This window comes from Pantoea sp. (assembly GCF_028283705.1).
In the GTDB taxonomy this organism is placed as follows: Bacteria; Pseudomonadota; Gammaproteobacteria; order Enterobacterales; family Enterobacteriaceae; genus Pantoea.
The window spans coordinates 49,126-70,629 of record NZ_JAPWKD010000008.1 but is presented as its reverse complement, the minus strand read 5'-3'; the positions used below and the strand labels follow the sequence as shown (position 1 = coordinate 70,629).

18 protein-coding genes and 1 tRNA gene are annotated in these 21,504 nt (G+C 54.4%); 5 read left to right on the top strand and 14 right to left on the bottom strand.

Features of this window, described 5'->3' with window-relative positions; genetic code table 11:
* Positions 1 to 11: 11 nt before the first annotated feature.
* The 11 genes from tssC to PW844_RS05735 form a co-directional block, all read right to left on the bottom strand.
* Positions 12 to 1,511 (bottom strand): type VI secretion system contractile sheath large subunit, encoded by a 1,500-nt coding sequence (tssC, locus tag PW844_RS05785; protein WP_299449414.1) that lies wholly within the window; start codon positions 1,509 to 1,511, stop codon positions 12 to 14.
* 2 nt (positions 1,512 to 1,513) lie between these two features.
* The gene (gene tssB / locus PW844_RS05780) at positions 1,514 to 2,041 is read right to left on the bottom strand and encodes a type VI secretion system contractile sheath small subunit (protein ID WP_299449411.1); all 528 of its coding nucleotides are present in this window, start codon (positions 2,039 to 2,041) and stop codon (positions 1,514 to 1,516) included.
* 69 nt (positions 2,042 to 2,110) lie between these two features.
* The gene (tssA, locus tag PW844_RS05775) at positions 2,111 to 3,133 is read right to left on the bottom strand and encodes a type VI secretion system protein TssA (protein ID WP_299449409.1); all 1,023 of its coding nucleotides are present in this window, start codon (positions 3,131 to 3,133) and stop codon (positions 2,111 to 2,113) included.
* Positions 3,134 to 3,144: 11 nt separating this feature from the next.
* Positions 3,145 to 3,858 carry a type VI secretion system-associated protein TagF gene (tagF, locus tag PW844_RS05770; protein WP_299449407.1) on the bottom strand — a complete coding sequence of 238 codons (714 nt, stop codon included), beginning with the start codon at positions 3,856 to 3,858 and terminating at the stop codon, positions 3,145 to 3,147.
* A gap of 14 nt (positions 3,859 to 3,872) precedes the next feature.
* On the bottom strand, positions 3,873 to 7,499 hold the full coding sequence (gene tssM / locus PW844_RS05765; RefSeq protein WP_299449404.1) for a type VI secretion system membrane subunit TssM: 3,627 nt from the start codon (positions 7,497 to 7,499) through the stop codon (positions 3,873 to 3,875).
* Between the two features lie 3 nt (positions 7,500 to 7,502).
* Positions 7,503 to 8,741, bottom strand: coding sequence for a DotU family type VI secretion system protein (locus PW844_RS05760; RefSeq protein WP_299449612.1), 1,239 nt, complete (start codon positions 8,739 to 8,741; stop codon positions 7,503 to 7,505).
* Between the two features lie 19 nt (positions 8,742 to 8,760).
* Positions 8,761 to 10,101 (bottom strand): type VI secretion system baseplate subunit TssK, encoded by a 1,341-nt coding sequence (tssK, locus tag PW844_RS05755; protein WP_299449401.1) that lies wholly within the window; start codon positions 10,099 to 10,101, stop codon positions 8,761 to 8,763.
* A 9-nt stretch (positions 10,102 to 10,110) separates the two neighbouring features.
* Positions 10,111 to 10,614 (bottom strand): type VI secretion system lipoprotein TssJ, encoded by a 504-nt coding sequence (tssJ, locus tag PW844_RS05750; protein ID WP_299449398.1) that lies wholly within the window; start codon positions 10,612 to 10,614, stop codon positions 10,111 to 10,113.
* A gap of 26 nt (positions 10,615 to 10,640) precedes the next feature.
* The gene (locus tag PW844_RS05745; RefSeq protein ID WP_299449395.1) at positions 10,641 to 11,231 is read right to left on the bottom strand and encodes an SH3 domain-containing protein; all 591 of its coding nucleotides are present in this window, start codon (positions 11,229 to 11,231) and stop codon (positions 10,641 to 10,643) included.
* Positions 11,232 to 12,169: 938 nt separating this feature from the next.
* The gene (locus PW844_RS05740; protein ID WP_299449392.1) at positions 12,170 to 12,826 is read right to left on the bottom strand and encodes a methionine ABC transporter permease; all 657 of its coding nucleotides are present in this window, start codon (positions 12,824 to 12,826) and stop codon (positions 12,170 to 12,172) included.
* A complete protein-coding gene (locus PW844_RS05735) occupies positions 12,807 to 13,907 on the bottom strand; it encodes a methionine ABC transporter ATP-binding protein (RefSeq protein WP_299449389.1) in 1,101 nt (366 codons plus the stop codon). The genes PW844_RS05740 and PW844_RS05735 overlap by 20 nt, the downstream gene beginning before the upstream one ends.
* Positions 13,908 to 14,101: 194 nt before the next feature.
* On the opposite strand from PW844_RS05735, the gene PW844_RS05730 reads away from it, so the two are divergent.
* From PW844_RS05730 to PW844_RS05720, 3 genes are all read left to right on the top strand, one after another.
* Positions 14,102 to 14,740: a TetR family transcriptional regulator gene (locus tag PW844_RS05730; RefSeq protein WP_299449386.1), complete on the top strand. Its 639-nt coding sequence runs from the start codon at positions 14,102 to 14,104 to the stop codon at positions 14,738 to 14,740.
* A 75-nt stretch (positions 14,741 to 14,815) separates the two neighbouring features.
* Positions 14,816 to 16,195, top strand: a complete 1,380-nt coding sequence (locus PW844_RS05725; RefSeq protein ID WP_299449383.1) for a D-arabinono-1,4-lactone oxidase — start codon at positions 14,816 to 14,818, stop codon at positions 16,193 to 16,195.
* Positions 16,196 to 16,213: 18 nt separating this feature from the next.
* A complete protein-coding gene (locus PW844_RS05720; RefSeq protein WP_299449381.1) occupies positions 16,214 to 17,041 on the top strand; it encodes a glycosyltransferase family 8 protein in 828 nt (275 codons plus the stop codon).
* A gap of 63 nt (positions 17,042 to 17,104) precedes the next feature.
* Here the strand turns inward: PW844_RS05720 and PW844_RS05715 are convergent, their stop codons facing one another.
* Positions 17,105 to 18,226: a Gfo/Idh/MocA family oxidoreductase gene (locus PW844_RS05715; protein ID WP_299449378.1), complete on the bottom strand. Its 1,122-nt coding sequence runs from the start codon at positions 18,224 to 18,226 to the stop codon at positions 17,105 to 17,107.
* Between the two features lie 344 nt (positions 18,227 to 18,570).
* On the opposite strand from PW844_RS05715, the gene PW844_RS05710 reads away from it, so the two are divergent.
* A tRNA-Asn gene (locus PW844_RS05710) sits at positions 18,571 to 18,646 on the top strand.
* Positions 18,647 to 18,725: 79 nt separating this feature from the next.
* Here the strand turns inward: PW844_RS05710 and gcvA are convergent.
* A complete protein-coding gene (gcvA, locus tag PW844_RS05705) occupies positions 18,726 to 19,616 on the bottom strand; it encodes a transcriptional regulator GcvA (protein WP_299449376.1) in 891 nt (296 codons plus the stop codon).
* 146 nt (positions 19,617 to 19,762) lie between these two features.
* On the opposite strand from gcvA, the gene PW844_RS05700 reads away from it, so the two are divergent.
* Entirely contained in the window at positions 19,763 to 20,371 is a 609-nt protein-coding gene (locus PW844_RS05700; protein WP_299449611.1) for a glutathione S-transferase, read from the top strand.
* A 60-nt stretch (positions 20,372 to 20,431) separates the two neighbouring features.
* On the opposite strand, the gene PW844_RS05695 is transcribed toward PW844_RS05700, so the two are convergent.
* Entirely contained in the window at positions 20,432 to 21,454 is a 1,023-nt protein-coding gene (locus tag PW844_RS05695; RefSeq protein ID WP_084875917.1) for an LLM class flavin-dependent oxidoreductase, read from the bottom strand.
* Between the last annotated feature and the right edge of the window lie 50 nt (positions 21,455 to 21,504).

Genomic DNA, 21,504 nt, shown 5'->3' with positions numbered 1-21,504 from the left:
ATTCGCAACGATTAATTATCTTTCGATTTCAGCGACGGCAGTTTTGATACCAGTCGCAGTGATACCGTCAGACCTTCAAGCTGATAATGCGGACGCAGGAAGAATTTCGCCGCGTAATAACCCGGATTATCTTCCTGTTCTTCAACATTGACTTCGGCTGCCGCCAGCGGCTTGCGTGATTTAGTTTCCTGAGATGAGTTAGCCGGATCACCGTCTACGTAGTTCATCACCCAGTCGTTCAGCCAGCGCTCCATCTCATCACGCTCACGGAAAGAACCAATTTTGTCACGCACGATGCATTTCAGATAATGAGCAAAGCGGCAGCAGGCAAACAGATACGGCAGACGAGCTGCCAGACGCGCATTGGCCGTCGCGTCAGGATCGTGATATTCCGCCGGTTTCTGTAACGACTGCGCACCAATAAAGGCGGCGAAGTCAGAGTTTTTACGGTGCACCAGCGGCATAAACCCATTTTTCGCCAGCTCGGCTTCACGGCGATCGCTGATGGCAATTTCGGTTGGACATTTCATATCCACGCCGCCATCGTCGCTCGGGAAGGTATGGCAAGGCAGATTTTCTACCGCCCCGCCCGATTCCACACCGCGAATGGAGGTACACCAGCCGTACTCTTTAAACGAACGGTTAATATTGGCCGCCATCGCATAAGCCGCGTTGCTCCAGGCGTAATTGTTATGATCGGAACCGTCGGTCTTTTCTTCGAAATCAAAGCTGTCGACCGGATTGGTACGAATACCATACGGCAGACGCGCCAGGAAACGTGGCATCACCAGGCCGAGGTAACGTGAATCTTCCGATTCACGCAGGCTGCGCCAGGCCGCATATTCCGTGTTCTGGAAGATCTTGGTCAGATCGCGTGGATTGGCCAGTTCCTGCCAGGACTCCATCTGCATCACTTCCGGTGCTGCACCGGTAATAAATGGACAGTGCGCGGCAGCGCCAATACGCGCCATTTCACCCAGCAGCTCCACATCCTGCGGGCCGTGGTCGAAGTAGTAATCGCCCACCAGGCAACCAAAGGGTTCACCACCAAACTGACCATATTCCTGCTCATAGACTTTCTTGAACAGCGGGCTACGATCCCAGCCAACGCCTTTGTAACGCTTCAGCGTGCGTCCCAATTCCTGCTTGGAGATGCTCATAAAACGGATTTTCAGCATCTCATCCGTTTCGGTGTTATTCACCAGATAACTCAAGCCACGCCAGGCGCTTTCCAGTTTCTGAAACTCATCGTGATGAATAATCTGGTTAATCTGCTGCGATAATTTCTCGTCAATTTCCGCGATCAGTGACTGGATGGTGCGATAGGAATCGTTCGAGATAGTCACGGTATTTTCCAGCGCCTGATGCGCCAGAGTTTTTACCGCGCTTTCTACCGCTTCTCGTGCCTGATCGTTCTTCGGGCGGAACTCTTTACTGAGTAACGCACTAAACTCATCCTGGCTGAAGCTGGTGCCACCCTGTACTGGCTGCTGTTCGGTGCTCTGGCTCATGATTACTCCTCCTTCCCTTCTGCCGCGTCAGTCTGTTTTGGCAGATGCGTCAGCGCCTGCAACAGCGTGGGATCATGCAGAATCTTGCCAATCAACTCTTCCGCACCGTTTTTGCCATCCATATAGGTCAGCAGGTTGGCGAGTTGAGTGCGCGCTTCCAGCAGTTTGTTGAGCGGCTCAACATGACGGGCAATCGCATCGGGCGAGAAATCATCCATGCTTTCGAAAGTCAGTTCGATATTGAGTTTGCCTTCGCCGTTCAGAGTGTTGTCCACCTGGAACGCCGCACGAGGCTTCATCGCTTTCATGCGCTCGTCAAAATTATCAATATCGATCTCAAGGAATTTACGATCATCAACGGCTGCCTGCGGTTCCAGCGGCTTGCCTGCGAGGTCTGCCAGCACGCCCATGACGAACGGCAGCTGGATTTTGCGCTCCGCGCCATAGATCTCCACGTCATATTCGATCTGAACGCGAGGCGCGCGATTGCGGGCGATAAATTTCTGCCCACTGGATTTCATTGTGGCCATGGTTTTCTCCATAAATGATGCGCGGGTAAAGGCGCAGGTCTCACTGCGTGATGAAGAGGTAAACGCGCGTTAGTTACGGCGTCCGAAAATATTTTCCAGCTGGTGAACCCCGTCCGGGGCCAGATCACGGATGATGTCCATAAAGTCGAGCTCGATCAGCCGTTGCACACGATCAATCATCAGCGGTGCCGGATGGCTAGGTTCGTGCTGGCTGAAGTATTGCTTCACCTTTTCCAGCATCAGTTGCGCATCGGCGCGGGTGCTGAGTTGCGCGCTGCGCCAGTCAGGTGTATTGCGTGTGGTCCCAGGGACAGCGGTAGGGGAAGATTCATCTGCGGCCTGCTCACTGGCAGTGTCAGGTTGCATCGTTCCCGGATCACCGGGCTGAGCCAGCCCCGCCAGCAGCGCAAAACTTTTCTGCAACTGCGCCATATCTGGCGCTGCGGTTTCATCCAGACGTTCCACCAGGATTTCGCGGATAGCTTGCAGACGCACATGAATACTCAGCACGGCTTCAGCCGCAGGTTGCCCTGGCTGTGCCAGTTCATCCCGCAAGCGCGCCATGCCGCCGGGGTAATCAGCAATTTCCGCTTTGCTGCCGTCGCACAGGGCGGCGGCATCGCGCAAGATGATGCCATCGGAAGCATGGCGTAAAAGCCAGGCCTGACGTACCGCCGCTGTCAGAGAAGATTGATCACCCAGCAGCGCCAGCGCGTTTATTCGGTAGAAAGGATCCTGCTCGCCATCCTCTTCCAGACGGGGCCAGAGCGGTTCCCAATACAACAGCAGGGCCTGTTCAATTAGTGTCAGCCCCCGGGCATACCCCGGCAGACCCTGGAGATTGGCCCACGCCTGCGTCAGTGCCAGCATCACGCGCAAGTCTTTGCTGCGACTAAGCAACTCAGTCGCCAGTTTTTCTACCCGGTTCCAGTCAGCCGGTTCCGCCGGGATGATGGTGTCACCAAATTGCTGTTCCGCCTTACCGGCACTGGCCTGCTCCATCGCCTGATAATCTGCGTGGTATTCCAGGTTTTCACCGCAGGGATGGTCATTGCTGACCGGTGCCAGCAACTCCTGAATATTGATCGTCATGCGGGTACACCTCAGGATTCAAACATAGGGGGATAAAGTCCGTTTCGTCCTGGCTTCGCGCCGCCAGCGGGATCAAACAGTAGCGAAAACAGCTGCGCAGTGAAGTTGCCACTATGCACATGGGTGTACAGCGGGAATCCGTCGCTCTGATTTGTCCACCAGAAACTGGTGTAAAACTGTGGGTCAAAGCTGTCGGCAGGCAGTTGCCAGCTCAGGGTCGAGACACTTCCCCCCTCCCCGATAATCGCCAGAATGTCCGAGGGCTCGCCACTCGCCTGCTGCTGTGGCTGCGGAATACTGAGCAGCGCCTGATCCAGTTGCTCCACTGTGCTGCCATCCCTCACCACCCGCAACAAGGTGTTGCCGACCTGCTGATACCAGTCACCGGAATGGGCCAGCAAAGCAGGTGACCATTCCGCAGGACTGAAGTGGCGCAAGGCGCACAGCGGGTAGTGACGGCCCACGCTGTCGCGCGAGGCGGTCAGGCTGCCCATCTGGATGAGCTGGCTCCCCAGCATCGGGGGGACCACAAAATTCCAGACCGGTGCGCTCAGAAAGTCACGCGAAGGGGCGCTCTCCCCTTCAGTGCTGGTTTGCCAGTGGTGCAAACCCACCTGAAACCAGTTTGACCATTGCCGAAGCAAGGTGTCGGGAAAGCGTCGCTTCACAAAATCACCCGCATCGGGCAGTTTGCCGTACCAGCCGGGTGCTGCGTATTGCGTCATTGTCAGGCTCCAATTCAGGGGCAGCTAAAAGCGGGAAGCTGGAACGGGTTACGAATACTGCCGGGCGTGAACGACAGCGTGACCTGATGGCCCTCAACATTAAAGCTGGCTTCGCGTGTCAGACCACCTGCGTCCGTCAGTCGGGCTCGGTCAAAAAAGCGGTTAAGTGCCCAGGGGCCGCTGGTCACCAGCGTTGATGTCGTACCGTTGGTTAAACCGAGCTGCATACGCACCTGGCTGGTCCCACCGGTTCCTGGCCAGCTCACCATTTGCACTGCCTGCGGACCGTGGCTGTAGCGCAGAATCTGCCCGTCCACATCGAGCGTCAGGTTGAGGATGTCGTTATCCATTCTCACCGTGCGCAGCGTGACGCGGAATGACGGCGTGGTGGCACCGTTGGTGAAGAAGGCATCGCGGATTGACTGGGCCTGCTGGAACGGGCGTAACAGCGCTTCACCACCAGGCAGGGTTTTGCCATCAATGCCCGGGGTAAACCGCCAGGCCGCATGAGTGGTATCCACTTTGTTCGCCAGATTGTCACGGAAGAAGCTATCCATCAGGCCACTGCCAGGCGCAAACATTCTCGCTAAATCATCCGGCGTCACTTCATTACGGCCATTACGTACCAGCGGGTACCGTCCGGCAATGGCCTGCTGACAGAAGCTGCCTACCTCCATGCGGATACGCTTACGCACATTTTCCATGTCACGCTGCTGTGCATCACTGCTGGCCCCGACAGCCATACTTGAAACCATATTTTGCAGCGAACCCGGTAAGCGTCCGGCACTGGCTTGCACACGACTGATCGCATCACCTGAAGGCGGCGGCATGCCGCTGTTAGCCGCATCCTGTACTGCGGTGAGATAACGATAAAGATCGTCAATCTGGCGCAGAAAATCGTCCACTGCCAGCACCTTGCTGCCCTGCTGCAACGGCTGCGCCAGTTCGATAATGGCCGCAAAGTGCGCGCCAACCACCTGCTCCGGCGCAGGGCTGCCCTGGCTTTGTGCCGCATTGGCTTTCGGCGTACTAAACAACGCCTGCAAGGTACGTGTTGCGCTGTTATCTGAGGAAGACGGCTGCTTTTGCGCCGTTTTGTCATCCGTCGGCGCGCGCGTAAGGGTCAATATTTTGCTGAGATTCACCACCAGCTGACGCAGCGGTGAATGGTTGCCGGAAAGCAGACGCGCGGTGTTAATGCGTTGCGCGAGATCAGCGCTGCTATTGAGCTGGATATCGCTAAGGAATTGCTCCCACTGGCGGATGTAATCCTGCATATACAGCTGACGCACCGCCAGATCGGTCTGCTGGCTGTTTTCCTGTTGGCTGGTGCCGCCCAGTACCCACATATCATCCTGAAACAGCGCCTGGGTTACCGGCGCTATTTGTTTATCCACGTGCTGCCAGTATCCCTCCGGCGTATACAGGCCGGACACACCATCATTCACCGATTTGCCACTTTTACGGGAAAAGACCAGTTCACTTTGCGGACCGCCCAGCGCTGCCAGCGTCACCGGGGGTAAGGTGCCATCACGTTGCAGCAGACGCTTCAGGCGTCCGTAAACGCGCTGGGATAGCGGCATCTGATTAATCAGCGCCTGCTCGCGCTTTACCAGCGCATCATCCTTCGCATAGGGCGAGGATTGAATTTGCGTTTCCAGCAGTTGTTGCAGATGCCATGCCAGCTGTTTCACTTCCTGCTGCGTCACGTTCTGCGGCAGTTCACGCGAGATGTTCAGCATCAGCCACGCCTGTAGGAACTTGCCGTCGTAGTGCTTCGGCTGATACAGCATCTGATACGCCTTCAGCGCTTCGTAGCTGTAGTCAGCATCGCTGCCGTTGTCATTACGTAACCAGCGAGTGATATGCTGCGCCACCTGTGGCATCAGCAGTTGCTTCAGAGCCTTGTTGTACAGCGCCTGGGTGGCGTCACTGACTTCAGTACCCCGGTACAACCACATGCGGCGTGTCAGCGGCGGATCCTGCAACGAAAAGTCATTGCTTTCTGGCAGGTGCAGAATGGTATTGAGATAAGGCACCAGCGCAAACAGATCGCCCGTTCCTTCCCGTTGCAGCAGCGCCCCGAGTTTTTCCACTTCAGGCGTTTTTGCCGCCATTTCCTGTAGGTAAGCCTTATTTTTACTGTAGCTGGTCAGCCACAGCGCACCGGCGATCAACACGATGACCAGTAATGCCAGATAGCCAGACCACAGACCGGCACGGTTGCGCAGTTCCCACCAGCGATTGCTGGCCGCCAATCCTGACTCCTGGAACACCACGTCTTCGAGCATGTCTTTGAGAAAGAAGCTTTGTCCCTTCGGCGGCGGAATTGGTGCATCTTTTCCGACCTGGTCCCAATTGCCTGACTCGCCGTCCCGTTGTCCGGGCAGGTGCAACGCACGGGTCAGCTCCCCCATCACGCGGTCAAATGGCAAACCTTCCTGGGTGCCGCTGGCAAAATAAATGCCACGCGGCGCAAACTGGGTCTCGAAATCCGAACGGGCAAATAACGTATCCAACGCTTCCGCCAGATGGGGACGCAAGGCGGCAAACTCCTGCGGGAACAGGTAACTTTCAGCACGTCCCTGCGCATCACTGACCAACGGCAGGGTATCCGCCAGGCCTGCATCAAGACGTTGCTGCAGCAGTGAGTATTCCTGCTGGAACTGGCTACTCAGTTCAAATTCAGCCGTTGAGGCCTGCGCCCAGGGAAAGGTGAAGCCCCAGATTTGTTCCCGCTGTGCTTTATCCAGCCCACCAAAGTAGCTGCGAAATCCCTTAAGCAAATCCGCCTTAGTGACCAGCACATACACCGGGAAACGAATACCAAGACGATCGTGCAATTCCATCAGTCGCTGACGTAAAGCCAGCGACTGATTACGCAACGCTTCCGGCGTCTGACTCAACAGATCTGCCACGCTGAGGGTGACGATTACGCCATTGATCGGCTGACGACCACGGTACTTACACAGCAGCCCAAGAAAATGATGCCACTCGCTGGCATCGCGCTCCTGCTGGCTTTCCTGGGTGGTATAACGTCCGGCGGTATCCAACAGCACCGCTTCGTTGGTAAACCACCAGTCACAATTACGTGTCCCGCCAATGCCACGCAGCGCCGCCTTACCAAACTTGTCCGCCAGCGGGAATTGCAGACCGGAGTTCACCAGCGCCGTGGTTTTTCCGGCACCCGGTGCGCCGATGATCATGTACCAGGGCAGCTGATAGAGATACTGACGGCTGAAACGCTGCGCCCAGAATGGTGTGCCTTTGCTGTTATGGCGCTGAAAATGCGCCTTTTTGAGCATGTCGGTCGCTTCGCTAAAACGGCTCGCCAGCACCTGTTCTTCGTTGGTCAGGCGTTTGCGATCCTGCTCTGGAACATCCGCCGGTGACGTTTCGAGACTCGACATCAGTTTACGGTTGAGCCACATATTGTAGATGCGGGGAATCGCCTGACTCAGGCCCCACACCAGATAGAGCAAAGCGATGCTGATAACACGATTCTGTTCCGGCTCCAGTGGCCGGGAGTCAACAATAGAGAATACCGGGCCAATGACCCAGATAATGAAAGAAAGTGCAGTGATCCCGACAAACCCCCAGGCAAGGCGGCTGGTCAGCACGGCAAAAAGCATATTCAGCATGGATTAGTTCCCTCTCGCCAGGCCGTTGAGTTCAGCTTGAGTCGCATCCGGTGCCACCAGCAGCGTAATTTCTACGCGGCGGTTACGGGAGCGATTTGCGGCGCTGGAGTTCGGCACCAGCGGATTGCTTTCGCCCCGCCCTTCGGCCTTCACCCGATTCGGCTGCGCCAGCTGCTGTTGCAGCAGGGTCTGGACTGACTGCGCACGCGCCAGGGAGAGTTCATAATTGGAGGCAAAGCGGGCGCTGCGGATCGGGACGTTATCGGTATATCCCACCACCAGAATCTTGCCGCTGACATTGTTCATGGCCGCCGCAATACGCTGAATAACCGCTTCATAGCGGCCACGTACCGTCGTTGCACCGGAGGTAAACAAACCATCACCTTTCAGCGTCACCACACTTTGATCGGCTTCATCACGTACCGCTACCAGACCCGCATCAATTTCCGGTTTGAGGAAGGTTTTCAGGTTAAGTGCCGCAGGGGGTGGCGGTGCCGGATTACGAATCTGGATTTCTGGCAGCGATGTCTGATAGATGTTGGCCAGCACCGGGGTGGTGTAGTCCCCCAGCCGCCAGTTCAGAATGATGTAAAACAGACAGGCCCCCAACGCCGCCACTGCCGCGCAGGCCCACAGAGGGATCATGGGACGCCACAGCTTGCGCAGCACCGGTTGATCGGTAGGATGCACCGACAGTGCAGACGCATAGCTGCCACGAACGCCTCTGATCATCTGCAACAGACGCTGTTTGATGGTTTCAAGTTGCGAGCGCCCGTTATCCAGCACCCGATAGCGCCCTTCAAAACCGAGCAGCAGGCAGAAATAAATTAACTCCAGCAACAAAATATGCTGACGTGGATTCTGTGAAAGTTTTGCCAGCAGCTGGAAAAACTTCTCACCGCCCCAGGTTTCGTTATGAAAGGTCACCAGCAGACCGTTGCTGGTCCAGACTCCCCGGCTGCCCCACGGCGTGAGCGCTGCGGCCTCATCCAGTGCGGTACACAGACAGTAACGCGCACCAATGATCACTTCATAGCTCAGACCCGATTGCTGACAACTCAGCTCGAAACGACGAATCTGATCAATCAATTGCTGACGCAGACGCGCAGGGTCGTCGTGAGATACAGAATGGCGGATTTGAGGGATGGCGTTAATCAGCGGATTCGCCGCTGCCACCAGGATATTCTGGTGGCTCAGGTCTGGCGTCGCGGCATCGCTATTCGATTTTGGTTGTGGCTGCATCATGCGTGCTCAGTTTTGATTATTCTGACTGACTGCGAATGGCCCAGAACTCCATATTCAGGCCCGGAAATTCACCGGCAAGGTGTAGTGCAAAGGCTCCTGAGCGCTCCATCTCCTTCCACAGCTCACTGTTTTTATCCAGTTCAAAGTAGCTGTAACCCGCATGCCACGGGATTTGCGGCGGTGCACCAGGCATGGCAATCAGCGCCAGACCGGGGAGTTGCAGCTGCACCAGATCGCGGATTTTGGTGACTGGTGCGACTTTCATCTGCGCCGGGAAATGGGTTTTTAAGGCATCGGCCGGGACGCTGGCTTTCACCGCCAGTACAAAACCAAACTCGCGCACCATACTGCTATCCGGCACGGTCGCGACATTGAGGCCATGTGAACGCTGCGTCAGAGGCAACTGGATCGCGCTCTCCTCCATTACCTGCGATAGCCCCTGGCGTAACAACAGCGCCAGGCGGGTAAAACACCCGCGCAAATCGTCATGGTCATAGCGGGGAAAAATATCCGGCGTGCGGGCCGGTAGCCAGGTGCAAAGCTCGGCCGCCAGTTGCAGCCAATGGCAGTACAGCGATTCGGGGTGGAGCAACGGCAAATGTTGCAGATGGGCATGCAAACCGAGTTGGCGATTCAGGAGCGCCAGCAGCATGAAATCAACCATGTCGGCACTATTAAAACGGCCCGTGTTAGGTGCACGCTGGCTCAGTTGCTGGCTACGCTGCTGTATCAGCCCGTGCAGATCGTTCATCATGCTTTGTAAAGCATGACTACCGGTGAGGGTCAGCATCGGCGGGATGTAGTCACTGTCGAGGCGGATATGGTTATCGCTACGCTTTTCCACCACCCGTGCAACACCCATCGCGGTCCATTCGGCGGTAAGATCCTGCTCCAGCATCAGGCGCAGGCGTAATTTGCCAAACTGCACCGTTGCCGCACCAACAGCCAGCGCATTGTCATCTTCCACCTCGGTTTCCCAGGCAAGGTAGCGCGCCAGCGAGTCCTGTGAATCCTGAAAGGCCACCGCTTCACGCCCATTGCGCCGTGTCGGAATCGCCAGCACCACTTTGGCACGATCAATATTTTCTGGCAGGTCGAGTGGTGCCGGGCCCTGCTGTGGCTGACTGAAGGAGAAGAAGGTGCCATCTGGCAGACAACCACTGGCAGCACTCAACGCCAGTTTGCCCTGACGCAGCAAGGCTTCATCAAATTCGACGTCAAAAAAACCCCAGGTATAGACGCGCTGGGATTGCCCCCATTCGCGCAGCGTACTGTGCAGAAAGTTTTCCGACTGCTGGAAATGATGCGGGCGCAGGAACATACCTTCTGTCCACACCACCTTTTCGGCTCTGTTCATAATCATCCTTTACTGCTTAACCGGGCGCAGACCGTTGATATCAGCAACAATGCGGGCGTTAAGCTCACCATCATTACTTTTCCAGAATTGCCAGAAAGAACTGTTGTCACCATCCGGGAAGGGCAATGCCAGACGCCATACCTTGCCATCCAGCGTCTGATATTCAGCCATAACGCCAATAAAACGCGCTTCCGGCAGGCTCTTGCCGGTGAGAGTTTTGCTGAGTTGTCCTGATCGCAGGAAGAATTCCTGCGTATTAAGAAGTGAGTTGCCCAGGGCAGTGGCCGGCTGGTTTTGCAGGGAATAGAAATCCGCAGACATAAATGCCGCATCAGAGGTTAATAGCATCACCCGCACCTTGAGCGGCGCACCGGCATTGATTTGCGGGTGCGCCTGAAAGTTCAGGTTGTAACGCGCCACCAGGGTCTGGCTACTGCTGCAGGCAGTCAGCAGCAGGACCAGCAGCGGCCACAGCCACTGCCTCAGTCGGAATGTTGTTAGCGTCAATGCCATCTTCTGTCCCTCCATGTTCATCGTGTTTAGTTGATGATCCAGGTCCCGCTATTGCCGTTCTGACAGGCTTTGCTGTCACCATCGACCGACACGCAGGTTTTCTTCTTCGCACTGGTACGGGCACGGCGTTTAGGTTGGTCAGCCTTCAGGGTTTGATCATACAAATCGCTTTTCACCAGCGCGCGGAACGGCACATAGCCGGTTAGCTGAGCTGGATGCGACGTCGTCTGAGGTACTGAATCTGCGGTTTTCTTCGCATCGGCATCCGGCGCTGCAGCCTGCTGAGGTTGTTCGCCCACAGCCAGCCAGTTGTTCTCTACCATGCCAAGCACGGTATAGCTTCCGCCGGTTTGTAACGTCGTGACGACTTTGCCGCCGAAGTCAGGGCGGGTCATGACCGACGCCGGATAAAGCGCACGATATTCTTCATTGATGGGGCTTAACTGCGCAGGGGGGGTTACGGCATGACGATGGATCAGGGTCACACCATCGACGGTGCTGGTGACCATAGTGTCATCAGTGATTTTCGGTGGCGCTTTACAACCTGCAACAGCAAAGACAAACAGCAGGCTTAACGCAATGCGGAGATTCACCATTTTCTTCATGTTTAGTTCCATTAATCTCTAAAAAATGGCCATTGGCCGGTTGTTGGCAAAACAAATCACTGGTTGCAGTTATGCATACTGCAATACAGGACCATTTAAAAAAATTAACCACAAGATTCCTGTGGCAGAAATAAGCAAAAAGATGCTCACAACTGATCAGTTATAATTAAGTATTTAAGATGCAATAAAAGGAAACGAGAGACCAGGCGGGAGTTTCTGAGTGGCGGACAAATCATTCATCAAAATGATCAATATTTGCAACTCAAAGGAGGTTAATCAGCGATCACAAGATTTTCTTATGACATTCCCGGTCTGAAAATCACCCTGTTCAATGAGACTGGTTAAACAGTATTGAATCAGGGGGTAATAGCAATGACGAATTTTAACTGTTAATTACGCTAAAATAATCGATCTAAATCAATATGTTAAAAACATTCGCGCCAGCATGGCTACCGCACGAGCCAGGTAACACCCGCCCGTGAGCACAAAATCACAATCGAATTGTTAACAATTGCCAAAGGTTTACATAACCCTGACGAAATATCAACGCGATGTTATCCTGGAAATATACTTAAATAAAAGTTAACAAATAAAACTAATGCAAATTCAGCCAAATTTACCGGGTTTAAATAAGAATGCTCCCAAAAAATGATTAGAAACATAAGAAAATAATCACTTATGATGAGATTTCGTACATAGAAAATTCATAAAATTTCATACAAATAATGGATCTGATTCAGGGAAGAATGAGTGAAAACTGCAGTGACGGGCGACATGAAGGTTAAAAAACTTACAAAACCGTACAAATGAGACGTTTATCCCATCAGATAATGGATTTCACCTGATTATTGAAAATAAACGCCCATCTGAAATGTGAAGAGAAAGAAATGAATTCGAGTTTTTCCGATGCTTACCAGCCAGTTCCGGTGGGTTGGACAGAAAACGGGCGCTTAACGCCGCTTGTCCACGCGCGCAACCAGACGATCGCCCAGCCACTGAATGCCACATACCAGGATAATCAGTACCGCGATCACCGCCAGCATGACATTGGTTTCGAAGCGTTGATAACCGTAGCGAATCGCCAGGTCCCCTAACCCACCGGCCCCAATGGCACCCGCCATCGCCGACGCGCCCACCAGCGCCACCAGGGTGACAACAAACCCCGCCAGGATACCCGGAAGAGCTTCGGGTACCAGAACCTCCCAGACGATGCGTAATCTGCTGGCTCCCATCGCGCGTACTGCATCGATCAGGCCACGATCCACCTCACGCAATGACACCTCCGCCACCCGGGCAAAATACGGTGTCGCGGTGATTGAAAGCGGAACAATTGCGGCCCAGGTTCCAAGCGAGGTGCCAACCAGAAAACGGGTAAAAGGAATCAACGCCACCAGCAGAATAATAAACGGCAGCGAACGAAAGCCATTAATGATCACCCCAAGTACCCGATTGATGAATCGATGTTCGGCAATTCCACCCGGACTGGTGACCACCAGAATTAAGCCTAAGGGTAAGCCTGCTACCAAAGAGAACAATCCAGAAACCAGCGTCATTAGTAACGTTTCGCCAATGGCGTTAAGCAATAAATCAATCATGACTGGCGACATAACCTATTAACTCCACTTGCGCCTGCTGCTGTTGCAGCCAGCTGATTAACGGTTGCTGCTGCGCGTGTGGCAGTGCAATAAAGAAACGGACGACCGCGTAGTGCTGAATATGATCCACCCCGCCCTGTAACAGACGAAATGCGCCAGGCCATTGACTGGCGAGCCGCGTCAGCAGGTCCCCCTGAGCATCATCACCGGCAAAATTGACGCGAAAAATCGCTTCTCCGTCAGGTTGCGGCTGGATACGTGCCGCCAGACTTTCCGGCAGCTGCGGCAGCAAACCACGTAATAATGTTTGTGTTAATGAGGTTTGTGGATGGGCAAATACCTGCCACACCGGGCCACTTTCAATAATTTCGCCGCCGTCAATCACCGCCACCCGATGAGCAACCGTTTTAATTACCTCCATCTCGTGGGTGATCAGCAGGATAGTGATGCCGAGCTGCTGATTAAGTGATTTCAGCAGCGCGAGAATCGAGCGTGTGGTTTCAGGGTCGAGTGCCGATGTGGCTTCATCACACAGCAGCAGTGCTGGTTCTGCCGCCAGTGCACGAGCAATCCCCACGCGTTGCTTCTGCCCCCCTGACAGGGCTGCCGGGTAGTGATCCGCTTTGTCAGCCAATCCCACGAGTTGTAATAATTCATCAACACGTTGCTGCCGCTGTGCTTTGGCCACCCCGGCGATTTTTAGCGGCAGCGCCACGTTCTGTGCCACCGTTTTTGCTGACAATAAATTGAAGTGCTGGAACACCATCCCTACCCGGCTACGCACCGCCTGTAAGGCTTTCTCTGATAAATCACTGATAGCGCGCCCTTCAATCTCAATCACACCTTCATCAGGTTGTTCCAGGCCGTTCAGACAGCGAATCAGCGTGGATTTCCCGGCACCACTGCGGCCAATGATGCCGAGGATTTCTCCCTGGTTTACCATGAGTGAAACCTTGCGTAGCGCATGTGTGGCACCAAACCGGCGTGAAATATCGCGTACGCTTACTACCACGGGTGAGGGGTGCAAGCGATCCTGCGTATCGCTGACCGCACGGCGCGATATTGAAATGTCATGGGGAAAGAGTAGTGTCATGGGTCATCCTGCATCGGCTGAGCACTGCCCGGTTAACGGGCCGGGAATCAGCGCAGTATACGCAGCGCGTTATTATCACTTAATCTCGATTTCAGCATTGTTATTCACAAAATGCATATAAAGCGCACAGCCACTGCGTGATCACGCGTTATGCTGTGCTAACATCCTCTTTTTGTACCTTGTTACTGAGCACTATGTCGGATACCACCAAACGTAAGAATGACCCTGAAGGGCTAAAAAAACGCATCCTCGCTGGCGCACTGAAAACCTTTGCCGAGTTCGGTATGCAGGGTGCACGGCTGGAGCAGATTGCCGAGCACGCTCAGACCACCAAACGTATGGTGGTGTACCACTTTGGTAATAAAGAAAAGCTATATATCGAAGTGCTGGAGCAGGTTTATCAGGCAATTCGTCAGCATGAAACCGGGCTGAATCTGGCGGCGATGGCTCCGGAAGAAGCGATGATCAAACTGGTCGAAGCCAGCTTTGATTACCACGTCTCCCACCCCGATTTTATGCGACTGGTCTGCACCGAAAACCTGTTACGTGGTCGCTACATCACCCAGTCGGAACGGATAAAAGCGCTGAACAAGAGCGCCCTTGATTTGCTCGATGATATTTTGTTGCGCGGGCAACAGCAGGGCATCTTTATCACCGATGTGAATACCATCGATGTGCATCGCCTGATCAGCAGTATCTGCGTACATCATGTCTCGAACCGCTACACCTTTAACGCGCTGTTTAGCCCGGATAAGAGTGAAGAGGAGAGTATCCACCGCAACCGGCAGCTGGCCGTCACCGCCACGCTGCGCTATATCCGTAAAGCCCCTTAGTCTGCGGCTGCGCTGTGATGGTCTACGCTTTAGTGAAATGGGACCGTCACAGACCTCAGACTAAGGAACGCCGTAGTGAAAGATTCCCACCTTTATCCATTACGTCACACCGCCAGCATCGATCATGCCACTGCCCTATGGAACTGGGCGCAAAATGCCGTCGTCGGCCAGCGCAGCCAGTTACTGCGACCACAGAATGAAGCCGAACTGCAGCATATTTTGCGCCATTCGCAGGGCAAAGTGCGCGTACTGGGGAGCCGTCTGTCACCCGGACGAATGCTGCGGGTCGGTGAGCAGGATGTGTTGCTGGATCTCAGCGCGTTACAAGGGGTGATCGCCAGCGATGAGGTCAGCGTCACCTTTGGGGCGGGCACCCGGCTGGAGCAGGTCTATGCCACGCTCACTGCCATGAACCTGATGCTGGCTTCATCTCCGGGCGTGATTGCGGTACAAACACTGGCTGGCGCCATGTCCACCGGTACCCACGGCCAGGGATTGGATCAGAGTTCACTGGCAGACGAAGCGCTCCGGATCCGTATGGTGCTGGCCGATGGCAGCCTGCGGGAATTTACCCGCGACGATGCCGATTTCCCTGCCGCCCAGGTCGCGCTCGGGTCACTGGGCATTGTTACCGCCGTCACGCTGCGTACCCAGCCTTTTCGCCTGTTTACCTGCCACAAGAATGCCGTGTCCGCAGATAACCTTGAACAGGATTTGCTGAACTGGAACCAGCAATACGAATTGAGCAAAGCCTGGTGGTTTGTTGATGACAATCTGATACATGTCTGGAATGCCGAAGAGGCCAGTGAGCAGGACAAGCAACGTTATTACGCCAGTCAGCGTGAAGTGATTGAGCATGGCGAAGAAACCAACAGCAGCCTGAATGACACTATCGATCAAACGCTGGCGCAGATGCATCGGGATACGCAGATCCAGGGCAAAGGCGGCAAACAATTCCGCACGGTCACGCGTTTTCGTGACTTCACCGATATTAGCGGCGATATTTACCAGCTATTTTGTCGCGGCATTGCGGTGCCACAAATTAATGTTGAGATTGGTGTCCCGCTGGACAAGACTCCGCAAATAATCAGCAAAATCAAAGCCTGGTATGCGGCCAATCATCCCCATATGCATTACCCGATCATTCTGCGCTGCACCGGCCCCTCTTCAGCCTGGCTGAGTCCGGCCTGGCAGCAAGCCACCTGTTTTTTCGGCTTTGTGGTGTATTACGCCGATGATGGTTCGTTATCGCAGGATGGGCTGCACTTTCTCACTGAAGTGGAAAAATTGCTGGCAGCCGAGGGGGGACGCCCACACTGGGGCAAATATTACGATGCCCGACGCTATCACTGGCGTGATATTTATCCGCAGTGGGATGCTTTTCGCGCCGTGCGCCAGCAGCTCGATCCGTATCGCCGTTTCAGCAATGACTACGTTACCGCCCTTTTCGATTAAGCCTGACGAGAGGAAAGTATGTTTGCCTGGGTCACTTTATTAACACAACCCGATTACCTGGTCGGGGTGAGAGCTTTGCATCGTTCGCTACAAAAAAGCGCAACCCAATGGCCACTGATTGTAATGGTGACCAATGCCATTGATGTCGCCACGCGTGAAGCGTTGCAGACTGATGGTTGCGTGCTCCACCCCGTGACGCCGCTGACACCCCGTGCCGATTTGGATCAACACTACGCTTCAGCGCAGTTTGGTGAGGTGTGGAGCAAACTGCGCGCCTGGGAGCTCACCGGCTGTGAACGCGTGGTTTTTCTCGACGCCGATATGCTGGTACTTCGCAATATGGACGAGCTTTTCACCCTTGATCTGGGTGATTACGCCCTCGCCGCCTGCCATGCCTGCCGCTGTAACCCGAATCAGATTGCCAGTTACCCTGCCAGCTGGCAGCCGGAGAATTGTCACTATACCTGGCAGGAGCGCCACCAGCAGCCCCCGCCAGAGCTGGATCGTTATCTCAACGGCGGATTTCTGGTACTGAAGCCCGATATGGCAGTTTTTCAGCAGTTGCAGGATAAAATCGCCGCGATTGACGATCTGCGCCGTTATCCTTTCTCCGAGCAGGATTTACTCAATGAGGTTTTTGCCGGGCGCTGGCTGCCACTGTCCTATATCTACAATGCGCTGAAAACCTTACCTTTTCAGCATCCGCAGATGTGGCAGTCTGAAGAGGTGAAAAACCTGCACTACATTCTGACGAAACCCTGGAAGCGTGATTTGTATCAGCCTGAGATGGAACGCGACCGGTATTATGCACTGGATAAGTTGTGGTGGCAGATGTCAGCAGAGTGACCACAGAACTGCTCAGATCGTAGCGGCGCGATAAATCGCGCCGCTACGATTAACGTTCCAGGGTTACACCGTCATCCAGCGTCGTTCCACTGCCGACAGCGCCACTGCTTCCAGCACCTTTTGCACCTGTAATCCTTCGGCAAAATCAGGCCACATGCGATCGTCTGCCGCGATGCCATTAATCAGGTCACGAATTTCCACGGTTTTCTGATCGTTGAAACCAATGCCATGTCCGGCAGAAACGCAGAAGTTGGCGTAATCCGGGTGAGCGGGCCCGGTGAGAATGGTTTTAAATCCCTGCCGACCTGCCGGGTCATCGTGGAGATAAAGTTCCAGCTCCGCCATACGCTCCTGGGTATAACGCAGCGTGCCTTTGGTGCCGGTTACCACGTAGGTCAGTCCCATTTTGCTACCGCAGGCGATGCGCGAGGTTTCAAACACCCCATGCGCGCCGTTTTTGAATCGCAGCAACGCACTGGCCTGGTCTTCATTTTCTACTGGCAACAGACGAGTCAGGTCTTTCGGATCGGGACGCTGTTTGATGACCGTCATCATGTCGCCACTGACTTCGGCAATATCGCCCACCAGATAGTGCGCCATATTGACGATATGCGCTGCAAGGTCACCCAGCGCGCCCAGTCCGGCCAGCGCTTTCTGGCAGTGCCAGTCCAGTGGCGTTTCCGGCTTCGCCAGATAATCTTCATTGTGGGTGCCATAAAAATGCACCACCTCACCAATTTCCCCCCGGGTAATGATTTCACGCGCCAGCTGGCTGGTCGGATTTTTCATGTAGTTGAAGCCCACCAGGGTTTTGACACCTGCCTGCCGGGCGGCCTGCACCATCTCTTCCGCATCGGCAACCGAGAGAGATAACGGTTTTTCTGAATAAACATGTTTACCATGGCGAATCGCTTCCAGCGCCATCTCCTTATGCAGGAAATTGGGGGCGCAGATATCAACCACATCAATGGCGGGATCGCGCACCAGCTCACGCCAGTCGCCGGTGGAACGGGCAAAACCAAAGGTTGCCGCCTGTTTTGCTGCCAGCTCCGGATTGACCTCCGCCAGCATCTCTCGCACGATTTCACCTTTCAGCGCAAAAACCGTGGGTGCCTGTGCATAGGCAATTGCATGGCAACGTCCAATGTAGCCACTGCCAATCATACCGATTCTGACTTTGTTCATAGCGCACATCCTGGGTTCACAGAAGAAGTGATCCGGAATATAAATTTCACCTTGTGCATCTACAATGGTGAAATGAAATATCTGTGATCATGCATGCGATCGGCCTGACAAAATCGACAAAATAGAATGTAATTTTTCATATGGTTAGTGATAAGCATCACAATCTATTGTTCCCATTTAGTATTGGGATGAATTTTACATTTCATTATTTTCCCAGGTCATTTTGTTGATATCTGGTTTCACGCTGTTCAGCCTGATGCTTTATTCAGCAGTCAGAACAATTTGTGAAAAAGGGCTTTGACAAGCCGCTGCCTGCTCGTTACTATGCGCCCCGTTCAAACGATTCCTCTGTAGTTCAGTCGGTAGAACGGCGGACTGTTAATCCGTATGTCACTGGTTCGAGTCCAGTCAGAGGAGCCAAATTCGAAGAAGAGCAGCCTGAAAAGGCTGCTTTTTTTTTTGCCTGTAGCAACGCCAGCAATCTGCCAACGTCAAAACATCAGTTCTGCATGGCCTGCCACTGCATCGCTTCCTCCGTTAACCACGTAATAAACGCCGCCTCTTCCTGGCGCTTGTCACTTTCCCTGCGCGTCACCAGCCAGTACGGCCACGGGTATTCCACGCTAAACGAGGTTAGCTGCACCAGTTCCCCGCGATCCAGTGCATCCTGCACCAGTGAACGCCGCTCAAGTGCAATGCCCTGTCCGAGGCGTACCGCCTGTAAAATCAGGTTGGAATCGTTGATCACCAGGCCATCCGGCACAATCGGCTGACTCAGTCCTGCCGCCTGGCACCAGTTATCCCAGGATTCCAGCGTAAACAGCAATTCGCTGGCGGCGATTTGTTGCGGCGTTTGCGGCAAATCGCCGCCATTAAAATTCGGGGCCGCCACCACAACCAGACTGTCGGCAAACAGCAACTGACTGTTAACCCCCGCCCAATCCCCTTTCCCCATACGAATGGCAATATCGGTGGTCGCCTGCTGCATATCGTTCACACTCAGGCTGGCCTGTAAACGCAAATGGATATGGGGATAACGTTGGCGAAAACGCGGCAGGCGCGGCATCAGCCAGTGGCTTGCGAAAGAAGGCACCGCGGCTAGCGTCAGTTCTGCCCGACGGGGTTTTACCTGTACCTGGCGCGTAGCATCAGCGATACATGCCAGCGCTTCACGGATCTGCATCGCATAGAGCCGTCCTTCCTCGTTAATCTGTACGCCTCGTACCTGGCGGGTAAATAATCGTACCCCTAACAGATCTTCTAACGCTTTAATCTGCTGACTGATCGCCGAATGGGTAACGTGCAACTCTTTAGCTGCCAGGGTGACACTGCCGAGCCTCGCTACCGCCTCAAAACTGCGCAGACCGGCAACCGGGGGAAAATCAGCCATACAAACTCCGCCATAGAAGAAAGCCTTAGCCTGCCATATTAAGCGTTAGTTTTACTAACAGAAATCCTTAGAAAGCGTCGCTGGCTGAGCAGCGGTAGCTGGGTTACTGTCTGAGCAAAGAAACCGTGGATTAACAAGGAGTCATGATGAAACTGATTGGTATGCTGGATTCCCCTTATGTGCGTCGTGTGGCGATATCGCTCGCCCACTACGGTATGGCGTTTGAACATCAGTCATTATCGGTGTTTCGCCATTTTGATCAGTTTGCCCAACTGAATGGGGTGGTGAAAGCCCCCACCCTCCTGCTGGAAGACGGCAGCACGCTGATGGATTCATCGCTGATTCTGAATTATCTCGAAGCGCTTGCTGATGCGTCACGTAAGCTACTGCCCACTGACGCGGCAGCACTGGCAAAAGATACGCAGATTCTTGGTCTGGCGCTGGCTGCCAGCGATAAAGCAGTGCAGTACCATTACGAACGTAGCCTGCGCCCTGAGGAGAAACAACATCAGCCCTGGATTGACCGTGTGACACAGCAGTTACTGGCGGCGTGTGAAGGCTGGGAGTGCTTGCTGGCGGATCGTGATATCAACCCGCAACAACCGGATCAGGTGGCGATCAGCAGCGCAGTGATATGGGGATTTATTCAGTCGATCATTCCGCAGGTGGTACCCGCGGAGGAATACCCGCAGCTGCAACAGGTGGTGCAGCAAATGGAAGAGACAGCGTTGTTTGCACAATTTCCGCCAGAATAAAAAATGGGAGGCACAGGGGCCTCCCTACAGGGTGCGCGATAAATCGCGCTGTTACCTGAATTAACGCCAGCCCAGCTCCGGTGCAACGTGGGTCAGAATCGCTTCCATCACATGGGCACAGTAATCCACACCCAGCTGGTTCGGAATGGTCAGCAGCAGGGTATCGGCTTCAGCAATCGCCTCATCCTGCGCCAGCTGTTTGATCAGCTGTTCCGGTTCCGCCGCATAGCTGCGACCGAAGATGGCACGGGTTTTCTCATCGAGGAAACCGACTGAATCCTGTTCCTGACCGCTGCGACCGAAATAAGCACGATCAATATCGTTGGTCAGCGCAAAAATGCTGCGGCTGACGGAAACGCGTGGCGTATGCTGATGCCCCGCCGCCTGCCAGGCTTCACGGTAAGCACGAATCTGTTTGGCCTGCTGGATGTGGAACGGCTCGCCGGTTTCATCATCTTTCAATGTAGAACTTTGCAGGTTCATCCCCTGCTGCGCCGCCCAGATGGCCGTCGCATTGGAGCCAGAACCCCACCAGATACGCTCACGTAGCCCTTCTGAGAACGGCTCCAGACGCAGCAGGCCCGGTGGATTCGGGAACATCGGTTGCGGATTAGGTTTGGCAAAACCTTCTCCACGCAACACCTCAAGAAACTCCTCGGTGTGGCGACGGCCCATATCCGCATCGCTTTCGCCTTCCTTCGGGTTATAACCAAAGTAGCGATAACCTTCGACCACCTGCTCCGGCGAACCACGGCTGATACCCAATTGCAGACGACCATTAGAAATCAGGTCCGCTGCACCGGCGTCTTCCGCCATATACATCGGGTTTTCATAACGCATATCAATCACGCCAGTACCAATCTCGATCTTTTTGGTACGCGCCCCCACCGCAGCCAGCAGCGGGAATGGCGAACTCAGCTGACGGGCAAAGTGGTGCACACGGTAATAAGCGCCGTCGGCTCCTAACTCTTCAGCAGCCACGGCCAGATCAATGGATTGCAGCAGTACATCCTGCGCGGAACGGGTGGCGGACTGCGATGATGGGGTCCAGTGACCAAAGGATAAGAAGCCAATCTTTTTCATGGAAATATTCTCCTCGTGGGCGGGTTACGCCCCGGCTAAGTCAAGTCAGT